We start from the raw sequence: 22920 nt of genomic DNA, 5'->3' as shown, positions 1-22920 counted from the left end.
GCCGCGGCGGGCGGGTCAGGGGCGCGGGGCCGCGAGGTAGTCCGGGGCCGCGGTGCCGGGGGCCAGGCCGGGGTCGGCGACCGGGGTGCCGTAACCCTTGCGCAGGGGGAGGAGTCCGGCCCAGTGCGGGAGGGTGAGGTCCTCGGGTTCGTCGTTCACGCCGCCGGTGCGGGCCTTGGCGGAGACCTCGCGCAGGTCGAGGCGGATGACGGCGGTGGCCGCCAGCTCCTTCTTGTTCGCCGGCCGGGAGTCACCGGCGCGGCCCGGTACGACATGGTCGACCAGGGCGTCGAGGGCGGTGCGCTTCTCCTCCGGGTCCGTGACGTCGTACGCCGTGCCGTGCACCACCACCGACCGGTAGTTGATCGAGTGGTGGAAGGCGGACCGGGCCAGCACCAGCGCGTCCACGTGCGTGACCGTCAGGCACACCGGCAGCCCCGGGTCCGCCTGTCCGGTCATGCGCAGCGGGCGGGAGCCCGTCGAGCCGTGCACGTAGAGCCGCTCGCCGACCCGGCCGTACAGCGTCGGCAGCACCACCGGGGCGCCGTCCCGGACGAAGCCGAGGTGGCAGACGTACCCCTCGTCGAGTATCGAGTGCACCAGTTCCCGGTCGTAGGAGGCGCGGTCCGGGGAGCGGGTGGGGACGGTGCGGTCGGTCGGCGGATAGGTGGCGGCGGGCTGCGGCGTGGTCCCCGTGGTCCCCTGCATGGTGCTCTCCATTGCACTAGTGCATAATCGGCTTTGTGCTAGAAGGTTATCCGATCAGTGGGCGGCGCGCAGCCGACATTTCCGCGAGCGTCGAGCGCGCGGTGGCCGCGGGGGAACTGGCGCCGGGCCAACCGCTGCCGCCGATGCGGGAGTTGGCCGAGCGGCTCGGGGTGAACCCGAACACGGTGGCCGCCGCGTACCGCGTCCTGCGGGAGCGCGGGGTCATCGAGACGGCCGGGCGCCGGGGCAGCCGGGTGCGGGCCAAACCGGCCACCACCGGGCGGGGGTTCATCCGGGCGGAGGTGCCGGCGGGGGTGCGGGACATGTCCGACGGCAATCCGGACCCGGCGCTGCTGCCCGCCCTCGGCCCGGCGTTCGCGGCGGCGGCCGGGCACCACGACCGGGAGCCGGTGCTGTACGGACACGCGCCGGCCGAACCGGACCTGGTCCGCCTGGCCCGGGCCGAACTGGACGCCGACGGGGTCCCGGACGGCCCGGTGGCCGTCGCGGCCGGTTCGCTGGACGCGATGGAACGGGTGCTGGCCGCGCACCTGAAACCCGGTGACGCCGTCGCCGTCGAGGACCCCGGCTGGGGCGGCCTGCTCGACCTCGTCCCGGCGCTCGGGCTGCGCACGGTACCGGTCGGCGTCGACGACGAGGGGCCGCTCCCCGGCGACGTGCGCGGCGCGCTGACGGCCGGGGCCCGCGCGCTGGTCGTCACCGACCGGGCGCAGAACCCGACCGGCGCGGCGCTCAGCGCTCCCCGCGCCCGGGTCCTGCGCTCAGTGCTCCGCGATCACCCGGAGACGCTGCTGATCGAGGACGACCACGGCCATCGGATCGTCGACCTGCCCCTGTGCCCGCTCGCCGGTACGACGCGGCACTGGGCGTTCGTCCGCTCGGCCGCCAAGGCGTACGGGCCCGATCTGCGGCTCGCCGTCCTCACCGGGGACACGGTGACGCTGGACCGGGTGCGCGGGCGGCAGCGGCTCGGACCCGGCTGGGTCAGCCGGATCACCCAGCGGGCCGTGGCCGGGCTGTGGGCGGAGGGGGCCGTGGATTCGGCGGCGGTGGCGGCGGCGTACGGGCGGCGGCGGGACGCGCTGCTCGACGCGCTCGCCCGGCGGGGGGTCGCGGCGCATGGCCGCAGCGGTCTGAACGTGTGGATTCCGGTGCCGGACGAGACCGGCGTGGTCGCGCGGCTGCTGGGCGCGGGGTGGGCGGTGGCGCCGGGGGCGCGGTTCCGGGTGAGCGCGTCGCCGGGCGTGCGGGTCACTGTTTCCACGCTGGGGGAGGGGGAGGCGGGGCTGCTGGCGGACGCGGTCGCGGGGGCGCTGGGGGGTGGGCCGGTGCGGAGCCATGTCTAGGCCGTGCCTAGGCCATGGCTGGGCAGAGGGCGCGGGGGCTGGGTGGAGCCGGGGCGGGGGGGCAGTTCCTCACGCCCTGGTGGGGTGGTTCGAGAGTGCGGGGACAGGGGTGGGGTTCCTCGTGTTCCCTGGCGCTCCTCAGCGCGGGAGCAGTTTGCGGAAGTCCCAGGAGACCGTCTTCTCCGGGGTGAGGCGGAGCCAGGCGTGGCGGCCGTCGTGCGGCAGTTCGTCGATGCCGAAGTGCTTGCGGGCGAACAGCGTCTCGGGCAGGTCGAGTTCGGCGCACAGCTCACCCGTGCGGGGCGCCTCGCCCACGAACGCGACGCTGCCCGACAACTCCACGCCGCGCAGCTCGTCGTACTCCTCCCCGGCGTCGACCACGACCGCCACCCGCGGATCGCGGCGCAGCTCGGCCCAGCGCCTGCTGCGCACCACCGAGTACAGCCACAGCGAGCCGCCGCCCCACACGAACCACAGCGTGCTGACATGCGGCGCGCCGTCGGCCGAGACCGTGGCGACCCGGCAGGTGCGCTGGGTGGTCAGGAACGCGTCCAGCTCACCCGGCGTCATCATGATCCGGCGGCCCCGGCGCTGTGTCACGGTCATGCGGCTCCCTCGTCCTGAGCGGTCCCGGCCCGGCGGTCACACCAGGGAGATCGACTCCCCGTCGACGGCGATCTCCACGGCGGGCAGCGGCTCGCGCGCCGGACCGCTTTGCACACTGCCGTCCGTGATGGAGAAGTTGCTGTTGTGACAAGGGCAGTTGATGACGCCGTCGGCGACATTCTTCACGGCACACCCCTGGTGCGTACAGGTCGCCGAGAACGCCTTGAACTCACCGGCCGAGGGCTGGGTCACGACCACCTTCTGGTCGGCGAAGACCACCCCGCCGCCCTCCGGGATGTCGGCGGCCGTGGCGAGGGCCTCCGCGGGGGCCGCCTCCTGCGTACCGCCGCCGGACGAGGCCGAGGACGTCGGGCCGGTCTCCTCCGGCGCGGCGTCGGAGCCGGAACCCGAGTCGGCGTCGGCGGCGTCGGAGCCGGAGCCGGAGCAGGCGGTCAGCGCGACGGCGAGACCGGCCGCACCGGCCGCCGCCACGACGGTGCGCCGGGCCGGTCCTGCTGAGGGGTGGAGCGATGCGCGGGTCATACTGACGTTCCCTTCCGGGGGACGGTGCGTGATCTGCCGTGGGGTACGGCCGAGGGGCACATGCTGTTCAGACCGTTCCGAGATGCTGGGATGCTGGCGGCCGCGGGGTCGGACGGGCGTAAGCCACGGCTGTCGGATCGCTGTCGGGCGGCCCCGGTGGGCCGCGGGGGCGCCGGTAACCTGGGGCGATGCTCAAGGAAGTCATCGCGACCCGTTACATCACGCCGCTGCGTGAGGGCGGTTCGCTGCCGGGACTCGTCGAGGCCGACGACTTCGGGACGTACGTCATGAAGTTCCGCGCGGCGGGCCAGGGCCGCAAGACCCTCGTCGCCGAGGTGGTCTGCGGGGAACTGGCCCGCCGGCTCGGCCTCCGGGTGCCCCGGCTGGTGACCGTCGGCCTCGACCCGGTGCTCGGGCTCGGCGAACCCGACCAGCAGGTGCAGGAACTGCTCCGGGCCAGCGGCGGCGCCAACCTCGGCATGGAGTTCCTCTCCGGCGCCCTCGGCTTCGACCCGCTGGCCTTCCCGGTGAGCGCGGGGGAGGCCGGGCGGATCGTGTGGTTCGACGCGCTGGTCAACAACGTCGACCGGTCCTGGCGCAACCCCAATCTGCTGCGCCACCGGGGCGGCCTCTGGCTCATCGACCACGGCGCCACCATGATCTGGCAGCACAACTGGCCCGGCGCCGAAGCCTCCGCCGCCCGCCCCTACGACGCCCGCGACCACGCCCTGGCCGCCTTCGCGCCGGACGTCCGCGCCGCCGCCGCGCAACTCGCGCCCCAGGTCACCGAGGAACTCCTCGCCGAGGTCACCGCCGAGATCCCGGACGCCTGGCTGGCCGGCGAGCCCGGCTTCGGCACGCCGGACGAACTGCGCCGGGCCTACGCGCGGCCGCTGCTCGCGCGGGCCGCCACCGTGCACGAGCGGATCACCGGAATCACCGGATACGAGGGGGACAAGTGAGCGAGCGGCACATCCACATGGCCGGCAGTGTCGTCGAGCGGCACATCATCCGGGGCGGCGAGACCAACGAACGGGACGTCTACGAGTACGTCCTGCTGCGCGTCGTCCCCCGCGTCGAGCGCGGCGAGTGCGTCAACGCCGGGGTGCTGCTGTACTGCCGGGCCAAGGCGTTCGTCGCCGCGCGCACCCATCTGGACGAGGCGCGGCTGCGCGCCCTCGACCCGGGGGCGGACGTCGAAGGAGTGCGCGCCGCGCTGCGCGCCGTGGAGGCCGTGTGCGCCGGCGGCGCCTCGGCCGGCCAGGCGGCCGGCGACGACCCCGGGCGCCGCTTCCGCTGGCTGATCGCGCCCCGCTCCACCGTCGTCCAGCCCGGCCCGGTGCACACCGGGCTCACCACCGACCCGGCGGCCGAGATCGAACGGCTGCTTGAGGTGCTGGTGCGCTGAGCGGACCCCGCCGGGCCGGCGGGCGGGGGTGATGGATCACACCCGCACGGTGTCCCGTTGACACCGCGTGCCAGGGCTTCTAGCGTCACGTCTGCCGAAGGTACTAAGCGGTCGCTCACCGCACGAGGGCGGGCCGCCGCAGCCGCATCCCCAGGACGAGGAGAAGCAGCATGTCCACCACTGAGCAGCGGGTCGCCGTAGTCACCGGTGCCGCGCGCGGCATCGGTGCCGCCACCGCCGTACGACTGGCCGCCGAAGGGCACGCCGTCGCCGTGATCGATCTCGACGAGGCCGCCTGCAAGGACACCGTGGAGCAGATCACTGCGGCCGGCGGCAAGGCCCTCGCGGTCGGCTGCGACGTCGCCGACGAGGCCCAGGTCGAGGCGGCCGTCGCCCGGATCGCCGCGGAGCTCGGCGCGCCGGTGATCCTCGTCAACAACGCGGGAGTGCTGCGCGACAACCTGCTGTTCAAGATGAGCGTCTCGGACTGGGACACGGTCATGAACGTGCATCTGCGCGGCGCCTTCCTGATGTCCCGCGCCTGCCAGAAGCACATGGTGGACGCCAAGTTCGGCCGCATCGTCAACCTGTCGTCCTCCTCGGCGCTCGGCAACCGCGGCCAGGTCAACTACTCCGCCGCCAAGGCCGGTATGCAGGGCTTCACCAAGACCCTCGCCAAGGAGCTGGGCAAGTTCGGTGTCACCGCCAACGCCGTCGCCCCCGGCTTCATCGCCACCGACATGACGGCCGCCACCGCCGAGCGGGTCGGCATGGGCTTCGAGGACTTCAAGGCCGCCGCCGCCACCCAGATCCCGGTGCAGCGCGTCGGCCACCCCGAGGACATCGCCAACGCCGTGGCCTTCTTCACCGGCGAGGCGGCCGGTTTCGTCTCCGGCCAGGTGCTGTACGTGGCCGGCGGACCGCTCGACTAGGAGACAGGCGCACATGACATCCGTGGAACTCCCGGCACTCTCCGGCAAGGTCGCCCTCGTCACCGGCGCCAGCCGCGGCATCGGCTACGGCGTCGCCGAGGCACTGGTCGCACGCGGCGACCGGGTCTGCATCACCGGCCGGGGCGAGGACGCCCTGAAGGAGGCCGTCGACAGGCTCGGCGCCGACCGGGTGATCGGCGTGGCCGGCAAGGCGCACGACGAGGCCCACCAGGCCGTCGCCGTCGAGCGCGTGATGGAGACCTTCGGCCGGGTCGACTACCTGGTCAACAACGCCGGTACCAACCCGGTGTTCGGGCCGATCGCCGACCTCGACCTGAACGTCGCGCGCAAGGTCTACGAGACCAACGTGATCTCGGCGCTCGGCTTCGCGCAGCGCACCTGGCACGCCTGGCAGAAGGAGAACGGCGGCGCGATCGTCAACATCGCCTCCGTGGCGGGCCTCGCGCCCTCGCCCTTCATCGCCGCCTACGGCGTCAGCAAGGCCGCGCTGATCAACCTGACCGGGCAGCTGGCCCACGAGTTCGCGCCCGGGGTGCGGGTCAACGCGATCGCCCCGGCGGTGGTGAAGACCAAGTTCGCCGCCGCCCTGTACGAGGGCCGCGAGGCGGAGGCCGCCGCGAGCTATCCGCTGGGACGCCTCGGCGTGCCCTCCGACGTCGGCGGCGCCGCCGCCTTCCTCACCTCGGAGCAGTCCGCCTGGGTCACCGGCCAGACGCTGGTGCTCGACGGCGGCATCTTCCTCAACGCCGGCGTGAGCTGAGGCTGCCGCAGGACCGTGAGGGGCGTTCTCCGGGACCGGGGAGCGCCCCTCGGGCGTACGGAATGATCTCCTCCGGGACATGACAACGTAGTCACCCGTCGAAATGATCAAAACCCCTGTTCAAAGGGGGTCCGGTGGGGCAGCCGCTGCGGTAGGGTCACCCGCGTTCGGCACCGCCACACGGGGGATCGATGAGCGTGCGCGTGTTCTACCGAAACGGGAACCGGAACGCGGACGGGGACCGGAAGCGGGACCGGAACCGGCGGCCGCGGTACGCGGCCGCGGCGGTGTCCCTGTGCCTGCTGAGCGCCGGCTGCGGCGTCCTCTCGCCCGACGGCCCGGACCAGGACGAGCCGATCGTCGTCGGCACCACCAGCGCCCCCAGCACCCTGGACCCGGCGGCCTCCTGGGACGGCTCCTGGGAATTGTTCCGCAACGTCTACCAGACCCTGCTGAGCTACCCCAACGGCGCCACCACGCCCCGCCCCGACGCGGCCCGGAGCTGCGCGTTCACCGACAGCTCGAACCAGGTGTACCGGTGCGAGCTGCGCGGCGGGCTGACCTTCTCCGACGGGGACCCGCTCGACGCGGCGGCCGTCAAGTACTCGATCGACCGGATCAGGGACATCGACGTCGACGGCGGCCCGGCCGGCCTGCTGGGCAGCCTCGACCGGGTCCAGGCGCCGAGCGAGCACGAGGTGGTCTTCCACCTCAACAAACCGGACGCCACCTTCCCGTTCGTGCTCGCCACCCCCGCGATGTCCATCGTCGACCCCGACACCTACCCGGCCCGGGCCGTGCGCCGGGACGGCGAGGCCGTCGGCTCCGGGCCGTACGCGCTGAAGTCCTTCGCGGAGGGCGAGCGGGCCGAACTCGTCCGCAACGACCGCTACGACGGCTTCGCGGAGCGCCGCAACGACGCGGTGACCATCGAGTACTTCGACTCCTCGCAGGACATGGTGCAGGCGCTGCGGGCCGGACGGATCCAGGTGACCTTCCGCGGCCTGGCCGCGAACGACGTCATCGACCTGGAGAGCGGCACCGCCGAGGAGGAGGACCTCCAGCTGTTCGAGGGCACCGGCGCCGACATCAGCTACCTGGTCTTCGACCCCGACGACCCCTGGACGGGCCGCAAGGCGGTACGGCGGGCGGTCGCCCAGGTCATCGACCGCGCGGCGATCGCCCACGACGTCTACCGGGACACCGTCGACCCGCTGTACTCGATGGTCCCGCAGGGCGTCGTCGGGCACACCACCGGCTTCTTCGACGAGTTCGGCGACCCCAGCGTCGGCAAGGCCCGCACCATCCTCACCCGGGCCGGCATCGACGAGCCGGTCCCGCTCACCCTCTGGTACACCACCGACCGCTACGGCTCCGAGACCGCCCGCGAGTTCAAGGTGCTCGAACGGCAGCTGGAGGCTTCGGGGCTGTTCACGGTGACGCTCCGGAGCCGCCCGTGGAAGACGTACGTGGCCGGTTACCAGAAGGGCGAGTACCAGGTCTTCGGCCGGGGCTGGTTCCCCGACTTCCCCGACGCCGAGAACTTCATCGCCCCGTTCGTCGGGGAGCAGAACGCCCTGGGCACGCCCTACGCCGTCCCGGCGATCACCGACGAGCTGCTGCCGCGCTCCCGGCGGGAGAGCGACCGGGCCGAGGTGGTGGCGGAGTTCGAGGCGGCGCAGCGCGTCCTCGTCGACGACGCGCGGCTGCTGCCGCTGTGGCAGGGCCGGCAGTACGTGGCGACGAGCGAGGACATCTCGGGCGCGGAACGGGCGCTCGACCCGTCGACGATCATGATGATGTGGGAGTTGCACCGCAAGACGAGCTGGTAGCCCCGCTCCGCTGCCTTCCCGCACCGGTTGTCAGTGGTCGCCTGTAGGTTCTGAAGTGCTGAAGCGACCGCACACCGTAAGGAAGTTGACGTGACCGACATCGCCATGCTGCCCGAGTCCTGGCGCGAGGTGCTGGGCGGCGAGCTGGAGCAGCCCTACTTCAAGGAGCTGACGGAGTTCGTCGAGGAAGAGCGGGCGAACGGCCCCGTCTACCCGCCGCGCGAGGAGGTCTTCGCCGCCCTGGACGCCACGCCGTACGACCAGGTGAAGGTGCTGGTCCTCGGGCAGGACCCGTACCACGGCGAGGGGCAGGGCCACGGCCTGTGCTTCTCGGTCCGGCCGGGCGTCAAGGTCCCGCCGTCGCTGCGGAACATCTACAAGGAACTGCACGCGGAGCTGGACGTCCCGATCCCGGACAACGGCTATCTGATGCCGTGGGCGAAGCAGGGCGTCCTGCTGCTCAACGCGGTGCTCACGGTCCGGGCCGGTGAGGCCAACTCGCACAAGGGGCGGGGCTGGGAGCTGTTCACGGACGCGGTGATCCGCGCGGTGGCCAACCGTCCCGACCCGGCGGTGTTCGTACTGTGGGGCAACTACGCGCAGAAGAAGCTGCCGCTGATCGACGAGGAGCGGCACGCGGTGGTCAAGGGCGCGCACCCGTCCCCGCTGTCGGCGAAGAAGTTCTTCGGCTCCCGGCCGTTCACGCAGATCGACGAGGCGGTCGCGGCGCAGGGCCACGAGCCGATCGACTGGACCATTCCCGACCTGGGCTGACCCGGGGCTGTCGGCCGGATCGCCCCGTGTCTGCGGCGTGATCGGTGGGACAGGGCCTAACGTCGTCGGCAACAGCCGGATGAGTGGCGCGGAGGACGCGGTGGCCCAGGGACAGGAGCGGACGGCACCGGACGCCGTGCCGACCCGGATCGGACAGGTCGTCATGCTGCATCACGCGGGCGACCGCGAGGAGGCCCGGCACCGCTATCTCGGCCTGTGGGCGGAGATCGGCGAGCACGGCGACCCGCTGCACCGCTGCACCCTGGCCCACTACCTCGCCGACACCCAGGACGACCCGGCGGACGAACTGGCCTGGGACCTGCGGGCGCTGTCCGCCGCGGAGGAACTCACCGCCGGGTACCCGGCCGGTCACGAGGGCGCGCTCGCCGCGCGTTCCCTCTATCCCTCCCTGCATGTGAATCTGGCGGCCGACTACGACCGGCTCGGCCGCCACGACGCCGCCCGGCTGCATCTGCGCTGGGCCCGCCGCGCGGCCGAGACACTCGGGGACGACCGCTACGCGGCGGGGGTCCGCGCGGCGATCGGTCGTCTGGAGCGCAGGCTGGGGCAGAGCGGTCCGCACGGCCCTGCTCCGGAGGGGCCGGGGTCCTGGGGGCCGCCCAGGCAGCGGCCCTGAGCGGGAGCGGGGGTCACCGGCCGTAGGTCTGCTCGCAGATGGCGGCCTCCGGGCTGCCGGGCCGCCAGCCGCCGTAGGTCCGGCCGAGCGCGCACAGGTCCGCGTCGCCGCCGCGCTGTTCGGGGAGCGGTGCGGGGACCTTGGGGGAGGAGGGTTCGGGGCGCCGCCGCGATGGCTCGGACCGAGGGGGCCGGGGTGCGGGGCGGGGTTCGGGACGGGCGGCCGGTGGCTGGGCCAGGGGTGCGGCAGGGGGCGAGGCGGCCGACGGGACGGCCGCGCGGGGCGCTGGGTCCGTCCCGTGGTCCGGTTGCTCGGCCGGGTCGGTCAGTTCCAGGGACTCGCGGGCCGGGGCCTCGACGGCGCGGGGGTGCCGGGGGCCGTCCGGACGCGGGGCGGAGGACCGGGCCCCGCCCGTCGCCGGGTCGGGGGCGGGCGGACGCTGGACGGTCACACAGCCGGTCACGGCCGTGACGGCCACGGTCACCAGAAGCGCCGCGGTGGTCGTCGTTCTCTGCACCCGCGCCACTCTGCTGGCCGGTCCGCCCGCACGGCGGCGGACCGGCGCAGGTTGCCCCACACGGGTGACCTCCGGCTCCGCACGGGATGCCGCTCCGTACGAGGTGCCTGGGGCCACCGGCGCTGACGGCGGCGTCCGCTCCGTCCGGAACGGGCCCCTCGGCGGACGCGGGTCCGGGGACGGACGCGGGGCCCGGGCGGGTTCGGAGGTGTAGGGCCGGGGCGTGGGTTTGGGAGGTTGGGCCGGGGGGCGTAGGGCCGGGGGCGCAAGTTCCTGGCCGGGGCGCAGGTCCGGAGGCGCCGGACCGGTGTCCACACCCCCGGCCGGCGGCCCCCGCCGCCCCGTATGCTGCCGAGCGGACCCGGGCGGCGTGGCAGGCGGACCGGGCCGGTGACCGGTGACCGGTGACCGGTGAAGAACGAAGAACTTTCCTGAGGAGAACGCCCGTGAAGGTCGGCTGCATCGGACTCGGCGACATCGCCACCAAGGCGTACCTCCCCGTGCTCGCCTTCCGACCCGGCGTCGAACTGCACCTGCACACCCGGACGCCCGCGACCCTCACCCGCGTCGCCGACGGACTGCGGGTGCCGCCGCAGCAGCGCCACGCCGACCTCGGCGCGCTGCTCGCCCAGGGCCTCGACGCCGCCTTCGTGCACGCCCCGACCGAGGTCCATCCCGAGATCGTGACCCGGCTCCTGCGGGCGGGCGTCCCGACCTACGTCGACAAGCCGCTCGCCTACCAACTCGCCGACGCCGAGCGGCTGGTGGCCCTCGCCGAGGAACGGAACACCAGCCTCGCCGTCGGGTTCAACCGGCGGCACGCCCCCGGCTACACGCAGTGCGCCGAGCACCCCCGCGAGCTGATCCTGCTCCAGAAGAACCGCATAGGGCTGCCGGAGCAGCCGCGCACGATGATCTTCGACGACTTCATCCACGTCGTCGACACGCTGCGCTTCCTCGTCCCGGGCGAGATCGACGACATCACCGTGCGGGCCCGGGTCCAGGACGGACTGCTGCACCACGTCGTGCTCCAGCTCGCCGGCGACGGCTTCACCGCGCTCGGCGTCATGAACCGGCTCAGCGGCTCCAACGAGGAGATCCTCGAAGTCTCCGGGCAGGACACCAAACGCCAGGTGGTCAACCTCGCCGAGGTCATCGACCACAAGGGCCAGCCGACGGTCAGACGGCGCGGCGACTGGGTGCCGGTCGCCCGGCAGCGCGGCATCGAGCAGGCGGTCCTCGGCTTCCTCGACGCGGTCCGCGCGGGCAAGGTGCTCAGCGCCCAGGACGCGCTGCGGACCCATGAGCTGTGCGAGCGGGTGGTACGGGAGGTCCAGGAGCGGTCCGCCTGAACCGCAGCGCCCGTACGCCCGCGGCGGCGGCCCAGCCGACGAGGACGCCCAGCGCCGCGTACGGCGGCCAGTCGCCGAAGCGGACGTACGGCGTGCTGCCGTGGGCGAGCGGGACGTCGTACACCCGCGCGCCGCTCGCGTCGGTGCCGAGCGCCGGCCCGATCCGCGCGCCGCTCGCGTCGTACACGGCGGAGACCCCGGTGAGCGTGGCGTGCACCATCGGGCGGCCGGTCTCGGCGGCGCGCAGCGCGGCCAGCGACGCGTGCTGCGCGGGCGCCCAGCTCTGCTGGAACGTCGACGTCGACGACTGGGCGAGCAGCACCTCGGCTCCGTCCTCGGCGAGATGGCGGCTCATGTCGGGGAACGCGCTCTCGAAGCACACCATCGGACCGACCCGCAGGCCGTCCCCGGCGTCCATCACGACCTGCGCCGTGCCCCGTCTGCGGTCCTCGCCCGCCGCCTTGCCGACCGAGGTGGCCCAGCCGAGCAGTGAGCGGGCCGGGACGTACTCGCCGAACGGGACGAGCCGCATCTTGTCGTAGCGCTGACCGGTCGGTCCGTCCGGGCCGACCAGGACCGAGCTCTTGAATATGCCGGGCCGGTCCGAGCGCCGCGCGTCCACGTTGACCAGCAGGTCGGCGCCGGTCTCCCGGGACAGCGCCGCGAGCCGCCGGGCCAGATCCGGCCGGTCGCCCAGGTCGAAGCCGACGCTGCTCTCGCCCCACACGACCAGGTCCACGCCCTGTCCGGCCAGCCGGCGGGTCAGCTCCTCCTCGCGGTCGAAGCGGCGGGCGGGGCTGCCGGTGCCGGCCACCACCCCGGCCTGGACGACACCGATCCGCACCCGGCCGTCGGCGTCCGAGTGGCCGGGCGGCGGCGACCAGACCCAGGCCGCGGAGCCGGCGGCGGCCGTGGCGACCAGGCCGGCCACGGCGGGCAGCCGGGCCCGCCGCACGGCGACCAGCACGACGACGGCGACATTGACGGCCACGATCAGGAAGCCGACCAGCCACACCCCGCCGACCGAGGCGAGCCGCAGCGCCGCCGCGACCTGCCACTGACTGGCGCCGAGCACCCCCCACGGCCCGCCGAGCCCCTGCCAGGACCGCACCAGTTCGATCACCAGCCACCCCGACGGCAGCACCACGAGCGCCGCCGCCACCGCGCCCCGCGACGGCGTTCCGCCCAGCAGCCGCCGCACGAGCCGTCCCCAGGGCAGCCAGAGCGCGCCCAGCAGGGCGGCGATGACGAACGTGAACACGTGCAGGCTCGGCAGCAGCCAGTGGTGCATCGCCAGCATGAACCCGAACCCGCCGCACCAGCCGTCGTACCCCGCCCGCCGCCCGGTCGGCGCCGCGCGCACCAGCAGCAGCCAGGGGACCAGCGCGAACCAGGCCCACCACCACAGCGACGGCGCGGGGAAGGCGAGTACCGGCAGGGCGCCCGCGAACACCGCGAGCAGGGAGCGGCGCCAGGGAGCGGCGAGCCAGTGGCCGAGGGTCTTCATGGGCGCCTCCCTACCCCGCGGTGCCTCCAGTGTGCGCCGTCGCGGTCATCCGATCAGCGGGAGACCCGTTCAGTTGATCACACCGGGAAGCTGGGCGCTGCCTGTCGGGGAGCGGGTGCGGCCGGCCCCTGGTCCGAGGGCAGGCGAGGGACCGCCGAGCCGGGGTCGAAGCCGGCGAAGGCCAGGCCGATGACGAAGCCCGCCGCCTCCTCCAACTGGCGCGCGCGGCTCAGCGCGCCCAGGGTCGCCGGGAGCGCGCCGGCGTCCTGGACCAGGTGCCCGACCACGCGCAGAGCCGCCGCGTCGTCCCCGCACATCGCCACCGTCGCCGGGGGCCGGGCGTCGTGCGACGGCCCCGTCCACCGGTCGGCGGGAAAGAGATGGAACGCCTTCACGACCCGGGCTCCCGGAGCGAGCCCGGCGATCCGCTCCGCCATCGACTCGCCGTGACCGGTGAGCAGGGTGCCGACGCCGTGGCCGACGGCGTTCGTGGGGTCGATCAGCGGCATTCCCTCCAGGGTGCCGTCGGCGGCGTCCACCGAGCGCAGCATGTCCTCGACGCCGTCCCACGACACGGCGAGCAGCACCGCGTCGCGATGTGCGACCGCCGCCCGCGGGGCGACGGCGTGCACACCGGCGCCCAGTCGCCCGGCGAGTTCGCGTGCTTTGGCCGACGACCGCCCGCCGAGCGCCACCTCGTGTCCGGCGCGAGCCCAGCGCTCGCCCAGGGCCGCCGCGAGTGTCCCGGTGCCCAGAATTCCGACGCGCATCTGTCCATGTCATTTCCTCAACAGTCCATGAGGTGGCCACGGTAGGGAAGGCGGCACGCACCGATCGGTGCGTGCCGGACGCGCGATGATGGGCGGCGCCATGACTGACGCCGATGCCCACTGCTACGAAGCGGTCGCCGACTGCCGGCTGCGTGCGGCCACCGATCTCCTCGCCCACACCTGGGACCCCGTCGTGCTGGCGGCACTGCGCGAGGGGCCGCGCCGGCGGCGCGAGCTGCGCGCGGCGATCGGCGGCGTCAGCGACAAGGTACTGACCGATTCCCTGCGCCGGCTGCTGGCGGCGGGACTGATCGGCCGCCGGGCAGGCGCCGCGGCCCCGCCCCGTGTCGACTACGCGCTGACCGGCCTGGGGCAGAGCCTGGTCGAGGGACCGATGCGAGCGCTCGCCCGCTGGGCGGTCGACCACGGCGACGAACTGCTCGCCGCCCAGGAGGGCCAGGAGAGGGACACCACGGTGGACTAAAGTGATCGATGATCGATCAAACCCACTAGGGGGGTACTCATGACGCGTCCCATCACCGTGGTCACCGGCGGCAGCCGGGGCATCGGCGCGGCGACCTGTCTGCGGCTCGCGGCGGACGGGCACGACCTCGCCGTGGGCTATGTCCGGGACTCGGCCGCCGCCGACGCGGTGGCCGACGGGGTGCGGGCGGCCGGCGGGCGGGCCGTCGCCGTACGGGTGGACACGTCGGTGGAGGCGGACGTCGAACGGCTCTTCGCCGCGGCCGAGTCCCGGCTCGGGCCGGTGACGGCACTGGTGAACAACGCGGCGGTGACCGGTCCGCTGGGCCGGCTCGCCGACAGCGACCCCGCCGATCTGCGCCGGGTCCTGGACGTCAACCTGCTGGGCACCCTGCTGTGCGCGCGGCGCGCGGCGCAGCTGATGGCCGCGCGGGGCGGCGGCGCCGTCGTCAACGTCTCCTCCGGCGCCGCGACCCTCGGCAGCCCCGGGGAGTACGTGCACTACGCGGCGAGCAAGGCCGGTGTGGACGCCCTGACGGTGGGCCTGTCCAAGGAGTTGGGCCCGGACGGCATCCGCGTCAACGCGGTCGCGCCCGGTCTCGTCGACACCGGCATGCACGCCGCGATGGGCGCCCCGGACCGGGTCCGGCAGATGGCCCCGGGCGTTCCGATGCGCCGCGCCGGGCGCGCGGAGGAGATCGCCGCGGCCATCGCCTGGCTGCTGTCGCCGGACGCCTCGTACACGACGGGCGCGGTACTGCGGGTGGCGGGCGGACGCTGAGGCGGTCCGGTCACCGGGGCCGGCGGGCCCGGTCGCCGGGTATGGCGGGTATGGCCAGGCGGGGCGCCGGGTAGGGCCGACCCGGTCACCGGGGCCGGCCGGTCGGATCGCCGGGTACGGCCGGTCCGGTCACCTCACCGGTGTGGCCGGTCGGGTCGCCGGGTCAGGCAGCCCCGGTCCTCACGCCGCCTCGATCACCTCGCCGCGCATCGCGGCCGCCCACTCGACCACCAGGAGTTCGTACTCCTCGCGTTCCTGGGCCGACAGTGATCCGCCCGCGCGCCGCCACAGCGCGCGGATCCGCTCGTTCAACTCAGCGGCGGAGCGCGCGGAATCGCGGGCCGGAGCTTCGGGGGACATGCCGACAAGCCTAGGGGCAAGCACTGACAGTCCGCTACCGGGCGGCTACAGAAGCCGCCGCGACTGCCCGGCTAGTGCGCCGCCTCGCCCGCGTCCGGGCTCAGTACGCCCATGCTGACCAGCACGATGAGCACGATGCCCAGGACGACGCGGTAGTAGACGAACGGCATGAAGCTCTTGGTGGAAATAAACTTCATAAACCACGCGATGACGACATATCCGACAGCGAACGCGATGATCGTCGCGAAGATCGTCGGGCCCCAGGCGACGTGATCGTTCTCCAGCGCGTCCTTCAGTTCGAACAGGCCCGAGGCGAGCACCGCGGGGACGGCGAGCAGGAACGAGTAGCGGGCCGCGGCCTCGCGCCGGTAGCCCATGAACAGGCCGCCGCTGATGGTCGCGCCGGAGCGGGAGACGCCCGGGATGAGCGCCGCCGCCTGGCAGATGCCGAAGATCAGGCCGTCCCGCACACCGAGGTCCGTCAGTTCCTTGCGCTGCTTGGCCACCCGGTGCCGGCCGCCGCTCTCGTCACGCGCCGCCAGCCGGTCCGCGACACCGATCACGATGCCGACGACCACCAGCATGGTGGCGGTGATCCGCAGGTCGCGGAACGGACCCTCGATCTGGTCCTTCAGGGTCACCCCGAGCACGCCGATCGGGATCGACCCGATGATGACCAGCCAGCCCATGCGCGCGTTGTGATCCGCCCGCATCTCCTTGTTCACCAGCGACTTGCTCCACGCCCCGATGATCGAGGCGATGTCCTTGCGGAAGTAGATCAGCACGGCGGCCTCGGTACCGATCTGGGTGATCGCCGTGAAGGCCGCCCCCGGGTCGTGCCAGCCGGAGAACGCCGCGGTCAGCCGCAGGTGCGCGCTGGAGGAGACGGGGAGGAACTCGGTCAGCCCCTGGACGAGTCCGAGGATGAATGATTCAAACCAAGACATGAGGTTAGGAAGTCCAAGTGCCGATCGTGAACGGGCGGAACGGGCGACGGACACACCTGCCGACGCCTGCGGTGATCAGGATCGGGCGTGCCGAGGGGCAGCGTAGCGCCCCTGGATGACAGGCCGGGCACAGGGCCCGGTCAGCGCGGACGCAGCCGGTTCCGCTTGCGCCAGGCCAGCGCGGCACCGGCGAGAGCGGGCAGCGCGATGCAGGCCAGCGCGATCAGGAAGGCGGGGGAGGTGGGGGTGGCGGCGCGGGCGCCGGCCACGACGTAGGCGGCGGTGTTCGGGATCGAGCCGAGCGCCGTCGCGAGCAGGAACGGCAGCAGACCCATCCGGGAGACCGCGGCGCAGTAGTTCGCCGCCGCGAACGGCACCCCGGGGAACAGCCGCGCGGCCAGCATCGACCGGAAGCCGTGTCTGCTGAGCTGCCCGTCCGCGGCCCTCAGCCACTTGCCGCGCAGCAGCGGACGCAGCGCCTCCTGGCCGAGGAACCGGCCCAGGCAGAAGGCGATCCCGGCGCCCAGCACCGTGCCCGCCAGCGCCGAGCCGAGGCCGAGCGTCGAGCCGAAGAGCGCGCCCGCCGCCAGGTTGAGCAGCGGGCGGGGCACGAAGGCGACGGTGCACAGTCCGTACGCGACCGCGTACGCCAGCGCCGCCGCGGTTCCGCCCAACTGCGGTGGCCAGCCGTGCACCAGCAGCTTCTGCGGCTGCAACAGCAGTACCGCCGAGGCGGCCGAGGCGAGCAGCAGGACCAGCAGGGAGAGCCGGGACCAGGGCGACAGCAGGATTCTCGTCGCGCGGGCGGAGATCCCGGTCGGCGCGGCGGGGACCGGTGTTCCGGTGGCGGCCCGGGGAGAGGCCGTGGCGGTGCCCCCAGAGCGGGTGGTGGCATCGAGCATCCGGTGACCCTAACCGACACATACGTGTGATCGCCGTATGGTGCGTCTCAGGACTGTCACAGGCGGGCAAAGTCCGGCCGCGCCGAGCAGTCCCGTTCCCGCCCCGCGGGACACCCCGCGCCCCGGCGAGGCGGACTGCGCCGCGCGGCCGGCGGCTGCCGGAGCGGGAGTACCGCTCCGCCGGGATCGCGGCGGTGGATCTGCTCCGCCGTCATGTTCCCGTCCTCACCGGCGGCCCCGAGCCGCACCGCCCTATCGAACTCCCGTGCCATAAAAAACCATTCGACGTGGGGCAAAGCGTCGGCAATCATCGGCGTCATGTTCCGGTACGCCTTCCACCTCGTCGCATCCGCAGCCGCGGATGGACCGAAGGCTGCCGTCGGCGGCGCCCGAAGCTGACCCTCTCCGGATCGTCCGGCGGACCCCGCAGGGGGAGGGTCGGTGAGTCACCGGGGTCCCTCTCGCTCATCCCACTCACGAGGCTTCGAGGTACCGCCATGTCCAAGACGGCGTACGTCCGCACCAAACCGCATCTGAACATCGGCACGATGGGCCATGTCGACCACGGCAAGACCACCCTGACCGCCGCCATCACCAAGGTCCTCGCCGAGCGCGGCGGCACCGCGTTCGTGCCGTTCGACCGCATCGACCGCGCCCCCGAGGAGGCGGCGCGCGGCATCACCATCAACATCGCGCACGTCGAGTACGAGACCGACACCCGCCACTACGCGCACGTCGACATGCCCGGTCACGCCGACTACGTCAAGAACATGGTCACCGGCGCCGCCCAGCTCGACGGGGCGATCCTCGTCGTCTCCGCGCTGGACGGGATCATGCCGCAGACCGCCGAACACGTGCTGCTCGCCCGGCAGGTGGGCGTCGACCACATCGTCGTCGCGCTCAACAAGGCCGACGCGGTCGCGGACGGCGAGGACGCGGTGCTGGCCGACCTGGTGGAGCTGGAGGTCCGGGAACTGCTCACCGCGCACGGCTACGGCGGCGACACCGCGCCGGTCGTACGGGTCTCCGGACTGAAGGCGCTGCACGGCGACCCCCGGTGGACGGCGTCCATTCAGGCGCTGCTCGACGCGGTGGACACGTACGTGCCGATGCCCGAGCGGTATCTGGACGCGCCCTTCCTGCTGCCGGTGGAGAACGTGCTCACCATCACCGGACGCGGCACGGTCGTCACGGGTGCCGTCGAGCGTGGCACGGTCCGGGTCGGCGACCGCGTCGAGGTGCTCGGCGCGGGCGTCGAGACGGTGGTCACCGGGCTGGAGACCTTCGGCAAGCCGATGACGGAGGCCCAGGCCGGCGACAACGTGGCGCTGCTGCTGCGCGGTGTCCCCCGGGACGCGGTCCGGCGCGGACAGGTCGTCGCCGAGCCGGGGAGCGTGCTGCCGCGGCGGGCCTTCACGGCACAGGTGTACGTGCTGTCGGCGCGGGAGGGCGGGCGGTCCACGCCCGTCGCCAGCGGATACCGGCCGCAGTTCTACATCCGTACCGCGGACGTGGTCGGGAACGTGGACCTCGGGGCGGCGGGGGTCGCCCGGCCCGGGGAGACGGTCACGATGACCGTGGAGCTGGGGCGGGAGGTGCCGCTGGAGCCGGGGCTCGGGTTCGCCATCCGGGAGGGCGGGCGGACCGTGGGCGCCGGGACGGTGACGCGGGTGCGGTGAGAGCCGCGCTCCGCACCGGCGCGTCGCAAGGCCGGGCACCGGCACATTGAAGAAGGCCGGGCACCGGCACATTGAGGAACGGAAGGCCGGGCACCGGCACAATGAAGGGGTGAACGCCGATCCCATACCCGTCTCCCGCGGCACCGAGCACGGGCTCGCCAAGCTCATGCCCGACGTCGACCGGGAGCGGGCCTGGCTGCTGACGGTCGACGGGGCGCCGCAGTCGTACGTCGACCTGGACCAGCCGGAGCACCTGGAGTTCGAGTACACGCGGCGGCTCGGGCATGTGCTGGACCTCGTGGCCGAGCCGGGGCGGGCGCTGGACGTACTGCATCTCGGCGGGGGCGCGTTCACCCTGCCCCGGTACCTGGCGGCGACCCGGCCCGGCTCCCGGCAGGACGTGGTGGAGTTCGACCGCGGACTGCTGGAACTGGTCGCCGAGCACCTGCCGCTCCCGGCCGGCGCCCGCATCGCGCCGCACGCGGCCGACGCCCGCGACTGGCTGGCCAAGGCCCCGGCGGACTCGGCGGACGTCCTGGTCGCCGACGTCTTCGGCGGCTCCCGGGTGCCCGCGCACCTGACCTCCGTGGCCTACGCGGAGCAGGCCGCGCGGGTGCTGCGGGGCGACGGCGTGTACCTGGCCAACCTGGCCGACGCCGCGCCGTTCGACTTCCTGCGCTCCCAGCTGGCCACCTTCGGCGCGCTTTTCCCGGAGCTGGTGCTGATCGCCGAGCCGGGCGTGCTGCGCGGGCGCCGGTTCGGGAACGCGGTGCTGGCCGCCGCCCACCGGCCGCTGGACGTGACCGCGCTGGCCCGGCGCACCGCCGCCGACGCCTTCCCGGCCCGGGTGGAACACGGCCCGGGACTGCGGAGGTTCATGGGCAGCGCACGGCCGGTGCGGGACGCGGACGCGGTGCCGTCACCGGAGCCGCCCGAGGGGGCGTTCGGCATCGGCTGACGCGGGGCCGGGAGTCGCCTGCATCGTCCTGAGCCCTGCGACGACACGTTCGGTATCGGCATCGGTATGGGTATCGGTATCGGCATGGGCTGATGCGGTGCGGGCCCTTTGCCGGCGCGGGTTTTCTACGTCCCGCCGGTGCGGGACGCGGACGCGGTGCCGTCATCCCAGCTCGCCGAGGGGCCGTTCGGCAGCGGCCGACGCGGGGCCGCCTCCCTTCGCAGCGCGCGTCACCGGTGCAGTCCGGCGGCGCAGGTTCCGTACGTCCGGGACGGCCAGTACGGCCGCCGTGACCAGGACCACCAGCACCGCGCAGCCCCACAGCGACTCGGCGCGCCCGAACGCCGTCTCCGAGGGGCCCGCCAGCGCGGTCGCGGCCGGCACCAGCGCGACGGAGCCGAACCAGTCGTACGCCGATATCCGCGACAGCTTCTCCTCGGGCACCTCCTGGTGCAGCGCGGTCATCCACGAGACGCCGAAGACCTCGATGGACACGCCGGTGACGAGCATCACCGCGCACAGCACGCCGACCGGCGCCGTCAGCGCCAGGGCGGCGGAGGGGAGGGCCAGCGGGAAGACGCACAGGGTGCCGGCGAGCAGCAGGCGGCGCGGTTTCCAACGGGTCATCAGCAGCGCGCCGCCGACCGTGCCGACGCCGAAGCAGGCCAGCGCCAGGCCCCACGGTCCGGCCCCGCCCAGGTGGTCGCGGGCGACCAGCGGGCCGTAGACCGCCTCGGCGGCGCCGACCACCGCGTTGGCGACCGAGAACTGCACCACGATGCCCCACAGCCACGGCCGGCCGCTGAACTCCCGCCAGCCGTCGCGCAGATCGGCGAGCAGGCCGTCGCCCGGGGCGCGCGGCGGAATGTGGCTCACGTCGAGCAGTCCGCGCAGCCCGGCCGCGCAGCCGAACGCCGCCGCGTCCGCCGCGAGCACCCAGCCGGGACCGATCGCGGCGACCAGCGCGCCGCCCAGCGCCGCGCCGCCCAGGCCGGCGCCGTGCACCGCCATCCGGAACACCGCGAAGGCCCGTCCGGCGTGCTCGCCGTCGACCGAGGACATCAGCATGCCCTCCGCCGCCGGGGAGAAGAACGCCTGCCCGGTGCCGCCGAGCCCGGCCAGCAGCATCATCTGCCACAACCGCGGCTCCCCGGCCAGGACGAGCACCGCGAACGCCGCCTGCGACAGACAGTTGAGCGTGTTGGCGGCGACCATCACCCGGTGCCGCGGCAGCCGGTCCGCCAACGCGCCGCCGATCAGCAGGAAGAGCACCAGGGGCAGGGTGCGGGCGGCGGCCACCAGACCCACGTCGCCGCCGTCGCCGCCCGCCTCCAGCACGGCGAACGCGGCGGCGATCAGCGCGCCGTTGCCGCCCAGGCCGGTCACCACCGTGGCGGTGGTGAGCAGGGTGTAGTTGCGGGTCGCCCAGACGGGGCGGCTGGGCAGGAGAGGCAGGGTCGGCACTGGGCGACTATCGCCGTCCCGGCCGCCGATGACAATCCGTGTATGCCGCATCCGGTGATCCCGGAAAGCGGCGGACGGCCTCTGGCCCCGGATGCTACTCACGGGTAACCTGTTGCCATGAGCGCAGACCAGATGTCGATCGGCGAGATGCTCGCCGCCACGGTGCCGATGGTGCGGACCCTGAACCTGGAGTACCTGGAGACCGGTCCGGACCGGGCCGTACTGGCCCTCCCGGACCAGAGCGAGTACCGCAACCACGTCGGCGGACCGCACGCCGGGGCGATGTTCACCCTCGGCGAGTCGGCCAGCGGCGCGATCGTGCTGGCCGCGTTCGGCGACCAGCTCTCGCGGGCCGTGCCGCTGCCGGTCAACGCCGAGATCGCGTTCAAGAAGATCGCGCTGGGCCCGGTCACCGCCACCGCGACGCTGGGGCGGCCCGCCGCCGAGGTGGTCGCGGAGCTGGACGAGGGCCGGCGCCCCGAGTTCCCGGTGACCGTGGCCATCCGGCGCGAGGACGGCGCCGTCACCGGGGAGATGACCGTGATCTGGACCCTGCGGCCGGGCGGCTGAGCCGCGAGGGCCCGGCCGGGTGGTGCCGGGCCGGGCCCTCGGTCCATGCGGGAGTCAGGCGGCCAGGTGCCCGCCGGTGCCGTCCAGGGCGCCGTCCTCGCCGCCCGCCAGGCCGGCCACGAACTCCTTCAGCCACGCCGTGAACCCCGGCCCCAGATCCGGCCGGTCGCAGGCCAGCCGCACCACCGTGCGCAGGTACTCCGCCTTGTCCCCGGTGTCGTAGCGCAGGCCGTCGAAGACCACCCCGTGCACCGTGCCGCCCGCGGCGAGGTCCTGGAGGGCGTCGGTGAGCTGGATCTCCCCGCCCCGGCCCGGCGCGGTGCGCTCCAGGACGCCGAAGACGGCCGGGTCCAGGACGTAACGGCCGATGACCGCGTACCGGCTCGGTGCCCGCTCCGGGGCCGGCTTCTCCACCAGCCCGGTGACCCGGACCACGCCGTCCTCCCCGGTGGCCTCGACGGCGGCGCAGCCGTAGAGGTTGATCTGGTCCGCCGGCACCTCCATCAGGGCGACGACGCTGCCCGCGTACCGGCCCCGGACGTCGAGCATCCGGCTGAGCAGCGTCTCGCGCGGGTCGATCAGGTCGTCGCCGAGCAGCACGGCGAACGGCTGGTCGCCGATGTGCCGGCGGGCGCACAGGACCGCGTGGCCGAGGCCCAGCGGCTCGCCCTGCCGGATGTGGTGGATGTCCGCGAGCCGCGCCGGATCGCGCACCGCGTCCAGCCGTACGGTGTCGCCCTTCGCCGTGAGGGTCTGCTCCAGTTCGAGGGCTTGGTCGAAGTGGTCCTCGATGGCCCGCTTGTTGCGCCCGGTGATCATCAGTACGTCGTCCAGACCGGCCGCCGCCGCTTCCTCGACGACGTACTGGATGGCCGGTTTGTCGACGACCGGCAGCATCTCCTTGGGGGTGGCCTTCGTGGCGGGCAGGAACCGCGTGCCGAGCCCGGCGGCCGGCACGACCGCCTTGCGCACGGCACGGGCGGGACCGGTCGTGGTCGGAGTGGGGGAGGCGATCATGGGGTCATGCTGACCCGGCCGGATG

Annotated in this window: 25 protein-coding genes; 14 read left to right on the top strand and 11 right to left on the bottom strand. The window is 73.8% G+C overall.

Features of this window, described 5'->3' with window-relative positions:
• Window positions 1–15: 15 nt before the first annotated feature.
• Window positions 16–708 carry a pyridoxamine 5'-phosphate oxidase family protein gene (locus tag AB0G32_RS24950; RefSeq protein ID WP_361167299.1) on the bottom strand — a complete coding sequence of 231 codons (693 nt, stop codon included), beginning with the start codon at window positions 706–708 and terminating at the stop codon, window positions 16–18.
• 35 nt (window positions 709–743) lie between these two features.
• Between AB0G32_RS24950 and AB0G32_RS24945 the strand changes: the two genes are divergently transcribed.
• Window positions 744–2075: an aminotransferase class I/II-fold pyridoxal phosphate-dependent enzyme gene (locus AB0G32_RS24945; protein WP_361167296.1), complete on the top strand. Its 1332-nt coding sequence runs from the start codon at window positions 744–746 to the stop codon at window positions 2073–2075.
• A gap of 138 nt (window positions 2076–2213) precedes the next feature.
• On the opposite strand, the gene AB0G32_RS24940 is transcribed toward AB0G32_RS24945, so the two are convergent.
• Complete coding sequence (locus AB0G32_RS24940) at window positions 2214–2681, bottom strand: pyridoxamine 5'-phosphate oxidase family protein (protein ID WP_361167293.1); 468 nt, start codon at window positions 2679–2681, stop codon at window positions 2214–2216.
• 36 nt (window positions 2682–2717) lie between these two features.
• A complete protein-coding gene (locus tag AB0G32_RS24935) occupies window positions 2718–3224 on the bottom strand; it encodes a Rieske (2Fe-2S) protein (protein ID WP_361167290.1) in 507 nt (168 codons plus the stop codon).
• Window positions 3225–3412: 188 nt separating this feature from the next.
• Between AB0G32_RS24935 and AB0G32_RS24930 the strand changes: the two genes are divergently transcribed.
• The 7 genes from AB0G32_RS24930 (at window position 3413) to AB0G32_RS24900 (ending at window position 9588) form a co-directional block, all read left to right on the top strand.
• Window positions 3413–4186 (top strand): HipA family kinase, encoded by a 774-nt coding sequence (locus AB0G32_RS24930; RefSeq protein WP_361167287.1) that lies wholly within the window; start codon window positions 3413–3415, stop codon window positions 4184–4186.
• On the top strand, window positions 4183–4632 hold the full coding sequence (locus AB0G32_RS24925) for a DUF3037 domain-containing protein (RefSeq protein ID WP_361167284.1): 450 nt from the start codon (window positions 4183–4185) through the stop codon (window positions 4630–4632). The genes AB0G32_RS24930 and AB0G32_RS24925 overlap by 4 nt, the downstream gene beginning before the upstream one ends.
• A gap of 170 nt (window positions 4633–4802) precedes the next feature.
• Window positions 4803–5564 carry a 3-oxoacyl-ACP reductase FabG gene (gene fabG, locus AB0G32_RS24920; RefSeq protein ID WP_361167281.1) on the top strand — a complete coding sequence of 254 codons (762 nt, stop codon included), beginning with the start codon at window positions 4803–4805 and terminating at the stop codon, window positions 5562–5564.
• A gap of 13 nt (window positions 5565–5577) precedes the next feature.
• Window positions 5578–6345, top strand: a complete 768-nt coding sequence (locus AB0G32_RS24915; protein WP_361167278.1) for an SDR family oxidoreductase — start codon at window positions 5578–5580, stop codon at window positions 6343–6345.
• A gap of 287 nt (window positions 6346–6632) precedes the next feature.
• On the top strand, window positions 6633–8177 hold the full coding sequence (locus AB0G32_RS24910; RefSeq protein ID WP_361167373.1) for an ABC transporter substrate-binding protein: 1545 nt from the start codon (window positions 6633–6635) through the stop codon (window positions 8175–8177).
• 90 nt (window positions 8178–8267) lie between these two features.
• On the top strand, window positions 8268–8951 hold the full coding sequence (gene ung / locus AB0G32_RS24905) for a uracil-DNA glycosylase (RefSeq protein ID WP_361167275.1): 684 nt from the start codon (window positions 8268–8270) through the stop codon (window positions 8949–8951).
• A gap of 79 nt (window positions 8952–9030) precedes the next feature.
• The gene (locus AB0G32_RS24900) at window positions 9031–9588 is read left to right on the top strand and encodes a hypothetical protein (protein ID WP_361167272.1); all 558 of its coding nucleotides are present in this window, start codon (window positions 9031–9033) and stop codon (window positions 9586–9588) included.
• Window positions 9589–9601: 13 nt separating this feature from the next.
• Here the strand turns inward: AB0G32_RS24900 and AB0G32_RS24895 are convergent, their stop codons facing one another.
• On the bottom strand, window positions 9602–10105 hold the full coding sequence (locus tag AB0G32_RS24895; protein ID WP_361167269.1) for a hypothetical protein: 504 nt from the start codon (window positions 10103–10105) through the stop codon (window positions 9602–9604).
• A gap of 446 nt (window positions 10106–10551) precedes the next feature.
• On the opposite strand from AB0G32_RS24895, the gene AB0G32_RS24890 reads away from it, so the two are divergent.
• A complete protein-coding gene (locus AB0G32_RS24890; RefSeq protein ID WP_361167266.1) occupies window positions 10552–11457 on the top strand; it encodes a Gfo/Idh/MocA family oxidoreductase in 906 nt (301 codons plus the stop codon).
• On the opposite strand, the gene lnt is transcribed toward AB0G32_RS24890, so the two are convergent.
• Together lnt and AB0G32_RS24880 are read right to left on the bottom strand one after the other, a co-directional pair.
• Window positions 11381–12964 carry an apolipoprotein N-acyltransferase gene (gene lnt / locus AB0G32_RS24885; RefSeq protein ID WP_361167263.1) on the bottom strand — a complete coding sequence of 528 codons (1584 nt, stop codon included), beginning with the start codon at window positions 12962–12964 and terminating at the stop codon, window positions 11381–11383. The two genes, AB0G32_RS24890 and lnt, sit on opposite strands and share 77 nt — an antisense overlap.
• A 77-nt stretch (window positions 12965–13041) precedes the next feature.
• Entirely contained in the window at window positions 13042–13734 is a 693-nt protein-coding gene (locus tag AB0G32_RS24880; protein WP_361167260.1) for an NAD(P)-binding domain-containing protein, read from the bottom strand.
• Window positions 13735–13834: 100 nt separating this feature from the next.
• On the opposite strand from AB0G32_RS24880, the gene AB0G32_RS24875 reads away from it, so the two are divergent.
• Both AB0G32_RS24875 and AB0G32_RS24870 read left to right on the top strand, forming a co-directional pair.
• Window positions 13835–14218 carry a helix-turn-helix domain-containing protein gene (locus tag AB0G32_RS24875; protein WP_361167257.1) on the top strand — a complete coding sequence of 128 codons (384 nt, stop codon included), beginning with the start codon at window positions 13835–13837 and terminating at the stop codon, window positions 14216–14218.
• Between the two features lie 39 nt (window positions 14219–14257).
• Window positions 14258–14998 carry an SDR family oxidoreductase gene (locus AB0G32_RS24870; protein ID WP_361167254.1) on the top strand — a complete coding sequence of 247 codons (741 nt, stop codon included), beginning with the start codon at window positions 14258–14260 and terminating at the stop codon, window positions 14996–14998.
• A 180-nt stretch (window positions 14999–15178) separates the two neighbouring features.
• On the opposite strand, the gene AB0G32_RS24865 is transcribed toward AB0G32_RS24870, so the two are convergent.
• The 3 genes from AB0G32_RS24865 to AB0G32_RS24855 form a co-directional block, all read right to left on the bottom strand.
• The gene (locus AB0G32_RS24865) at window positions 15179–15358 is read right to left on the bottom strand and encodes a hypothetical protein (protein WP_361167251.1); all 180 of its coding nucleotides are present in this window, start codon (window positions 15356–15358) and stop codon (window positions 15179–15181) included.
• 71 nt (window positions 15359–15429) lie between these two features.
• Window positions 15430–16305 carry an undecaprenyl-diphosphate phosphatase gene (locus AB0G32_RS24860; RefSeq protein WP_361167248.1) on the bottom strand — a complete coding sequence of 292 codons (876 nt, stop codon included), beginning with the start codon at window positions 16303–16305 and terminating at the stop codon, window positions 15430–15432.
• 140 nt (window positions 16306–16445) lie between these two features.
• Window positions 16446–17207, bottom strand: a complete 762-nt coding sequence (locus AB0G32_RS24855; protein WP_361167245.1) for a TVP38/TMEM64 family protein — start codon at window positions 17205–17207, stop codon at window positions 16446–16448.
• Between the two features lie 497 nt (window positions 17208–17704).
• Here AB0G32_RS24855 and tuf point away from each other — a divergent pair, with 497 nt between their 5' ends.
• Window positions 17705–18886: an elongation factor Tu gene (gene tuf, locus AB0G32_RS24850; protein WP_361167242.1), complete on the top strand. Its 1182-nt coding sequence runs from the start codon at window positions 17705–17707 to the stop codon at window positions 18884–18886.
• A gap of 166 nt (window positions 18887–19052) precedes the next feature.
• Window positions 19053–19844 carry a fused MFS/spermidine synthase gene (locus AB0G32_RS24845; protein ID WP_361167370.1) on the top strand — a complete coding sequence of 264 codons (792 nt, stop codon included), beginning with the start codon at window positions 19053–19055 and terminating at the stop codon, window positions 19842–19844.
• A 162-nt stretch (window positions 19845–20006) separates the two neighbouring features.
• On the opposite strand, the gene AB0G32_RS24840 is transcribed toward AB0G32_RS24845, so the two are convergent.
• Complete coding sequence (locus AB0G32_RS24840; RefSeq protein ID WP_361167239.1) at window positions 20007–21359, bottom strand: MFS transporter; 1353 nt, start codon at window positions 21357–21359, stop codon at window positions 20007–20009.
• A gap of 81 nt (window positions 21360–21440) precedes the next feature.
• On the opposite strand from AB0G32_RS24840, the gene AB0G32_RS24835 reads away from it, so the two are divergent.
• A complete protein-coding gene (locus AB0G32_RS24835) occupies window positions 21441–21878 on the top strand; it encodes a DUF4442 domain-containing protein (RefSeq protein WP_361167367.1) in 438 nt (145 codons plus the stop codon).
• A gap of 54 nt (window positions 21879–21932) precedes the next feature.
• Here AB0G32_RS24835 and galU read toward each other — a convergent pair whose 3' ends face one another.
• Window positions 21933–22895 (bottom strand): UTP--glucose-1-phosphate uridylyltransferase GalU, encoded by a 963-nt coding sequence (gene galU / locus AB0G32_RS24830; protein ID WP_361167236.1) that lies wholly within the window; start codon window positions 22893–22895, stop codon window positions 21933–21935.
• Window positions 22896–22920: the final 25 nt, after the last annotated feature.

This window comes from Streptomyces sp. NPDC023723 (genome assembly GCF_040639815.1).
Taxonomy (GTDB): Bacteria; Actinomycetota; Actinomycetes; order Streptomycetales; family Streptomycetaceae; genus Streptomyces.
The sequence above is the reverse complement of the archived record's forward strand: the minus strand, read 5'-3'. Positions and strand labels throughout refer to the sequence as shown.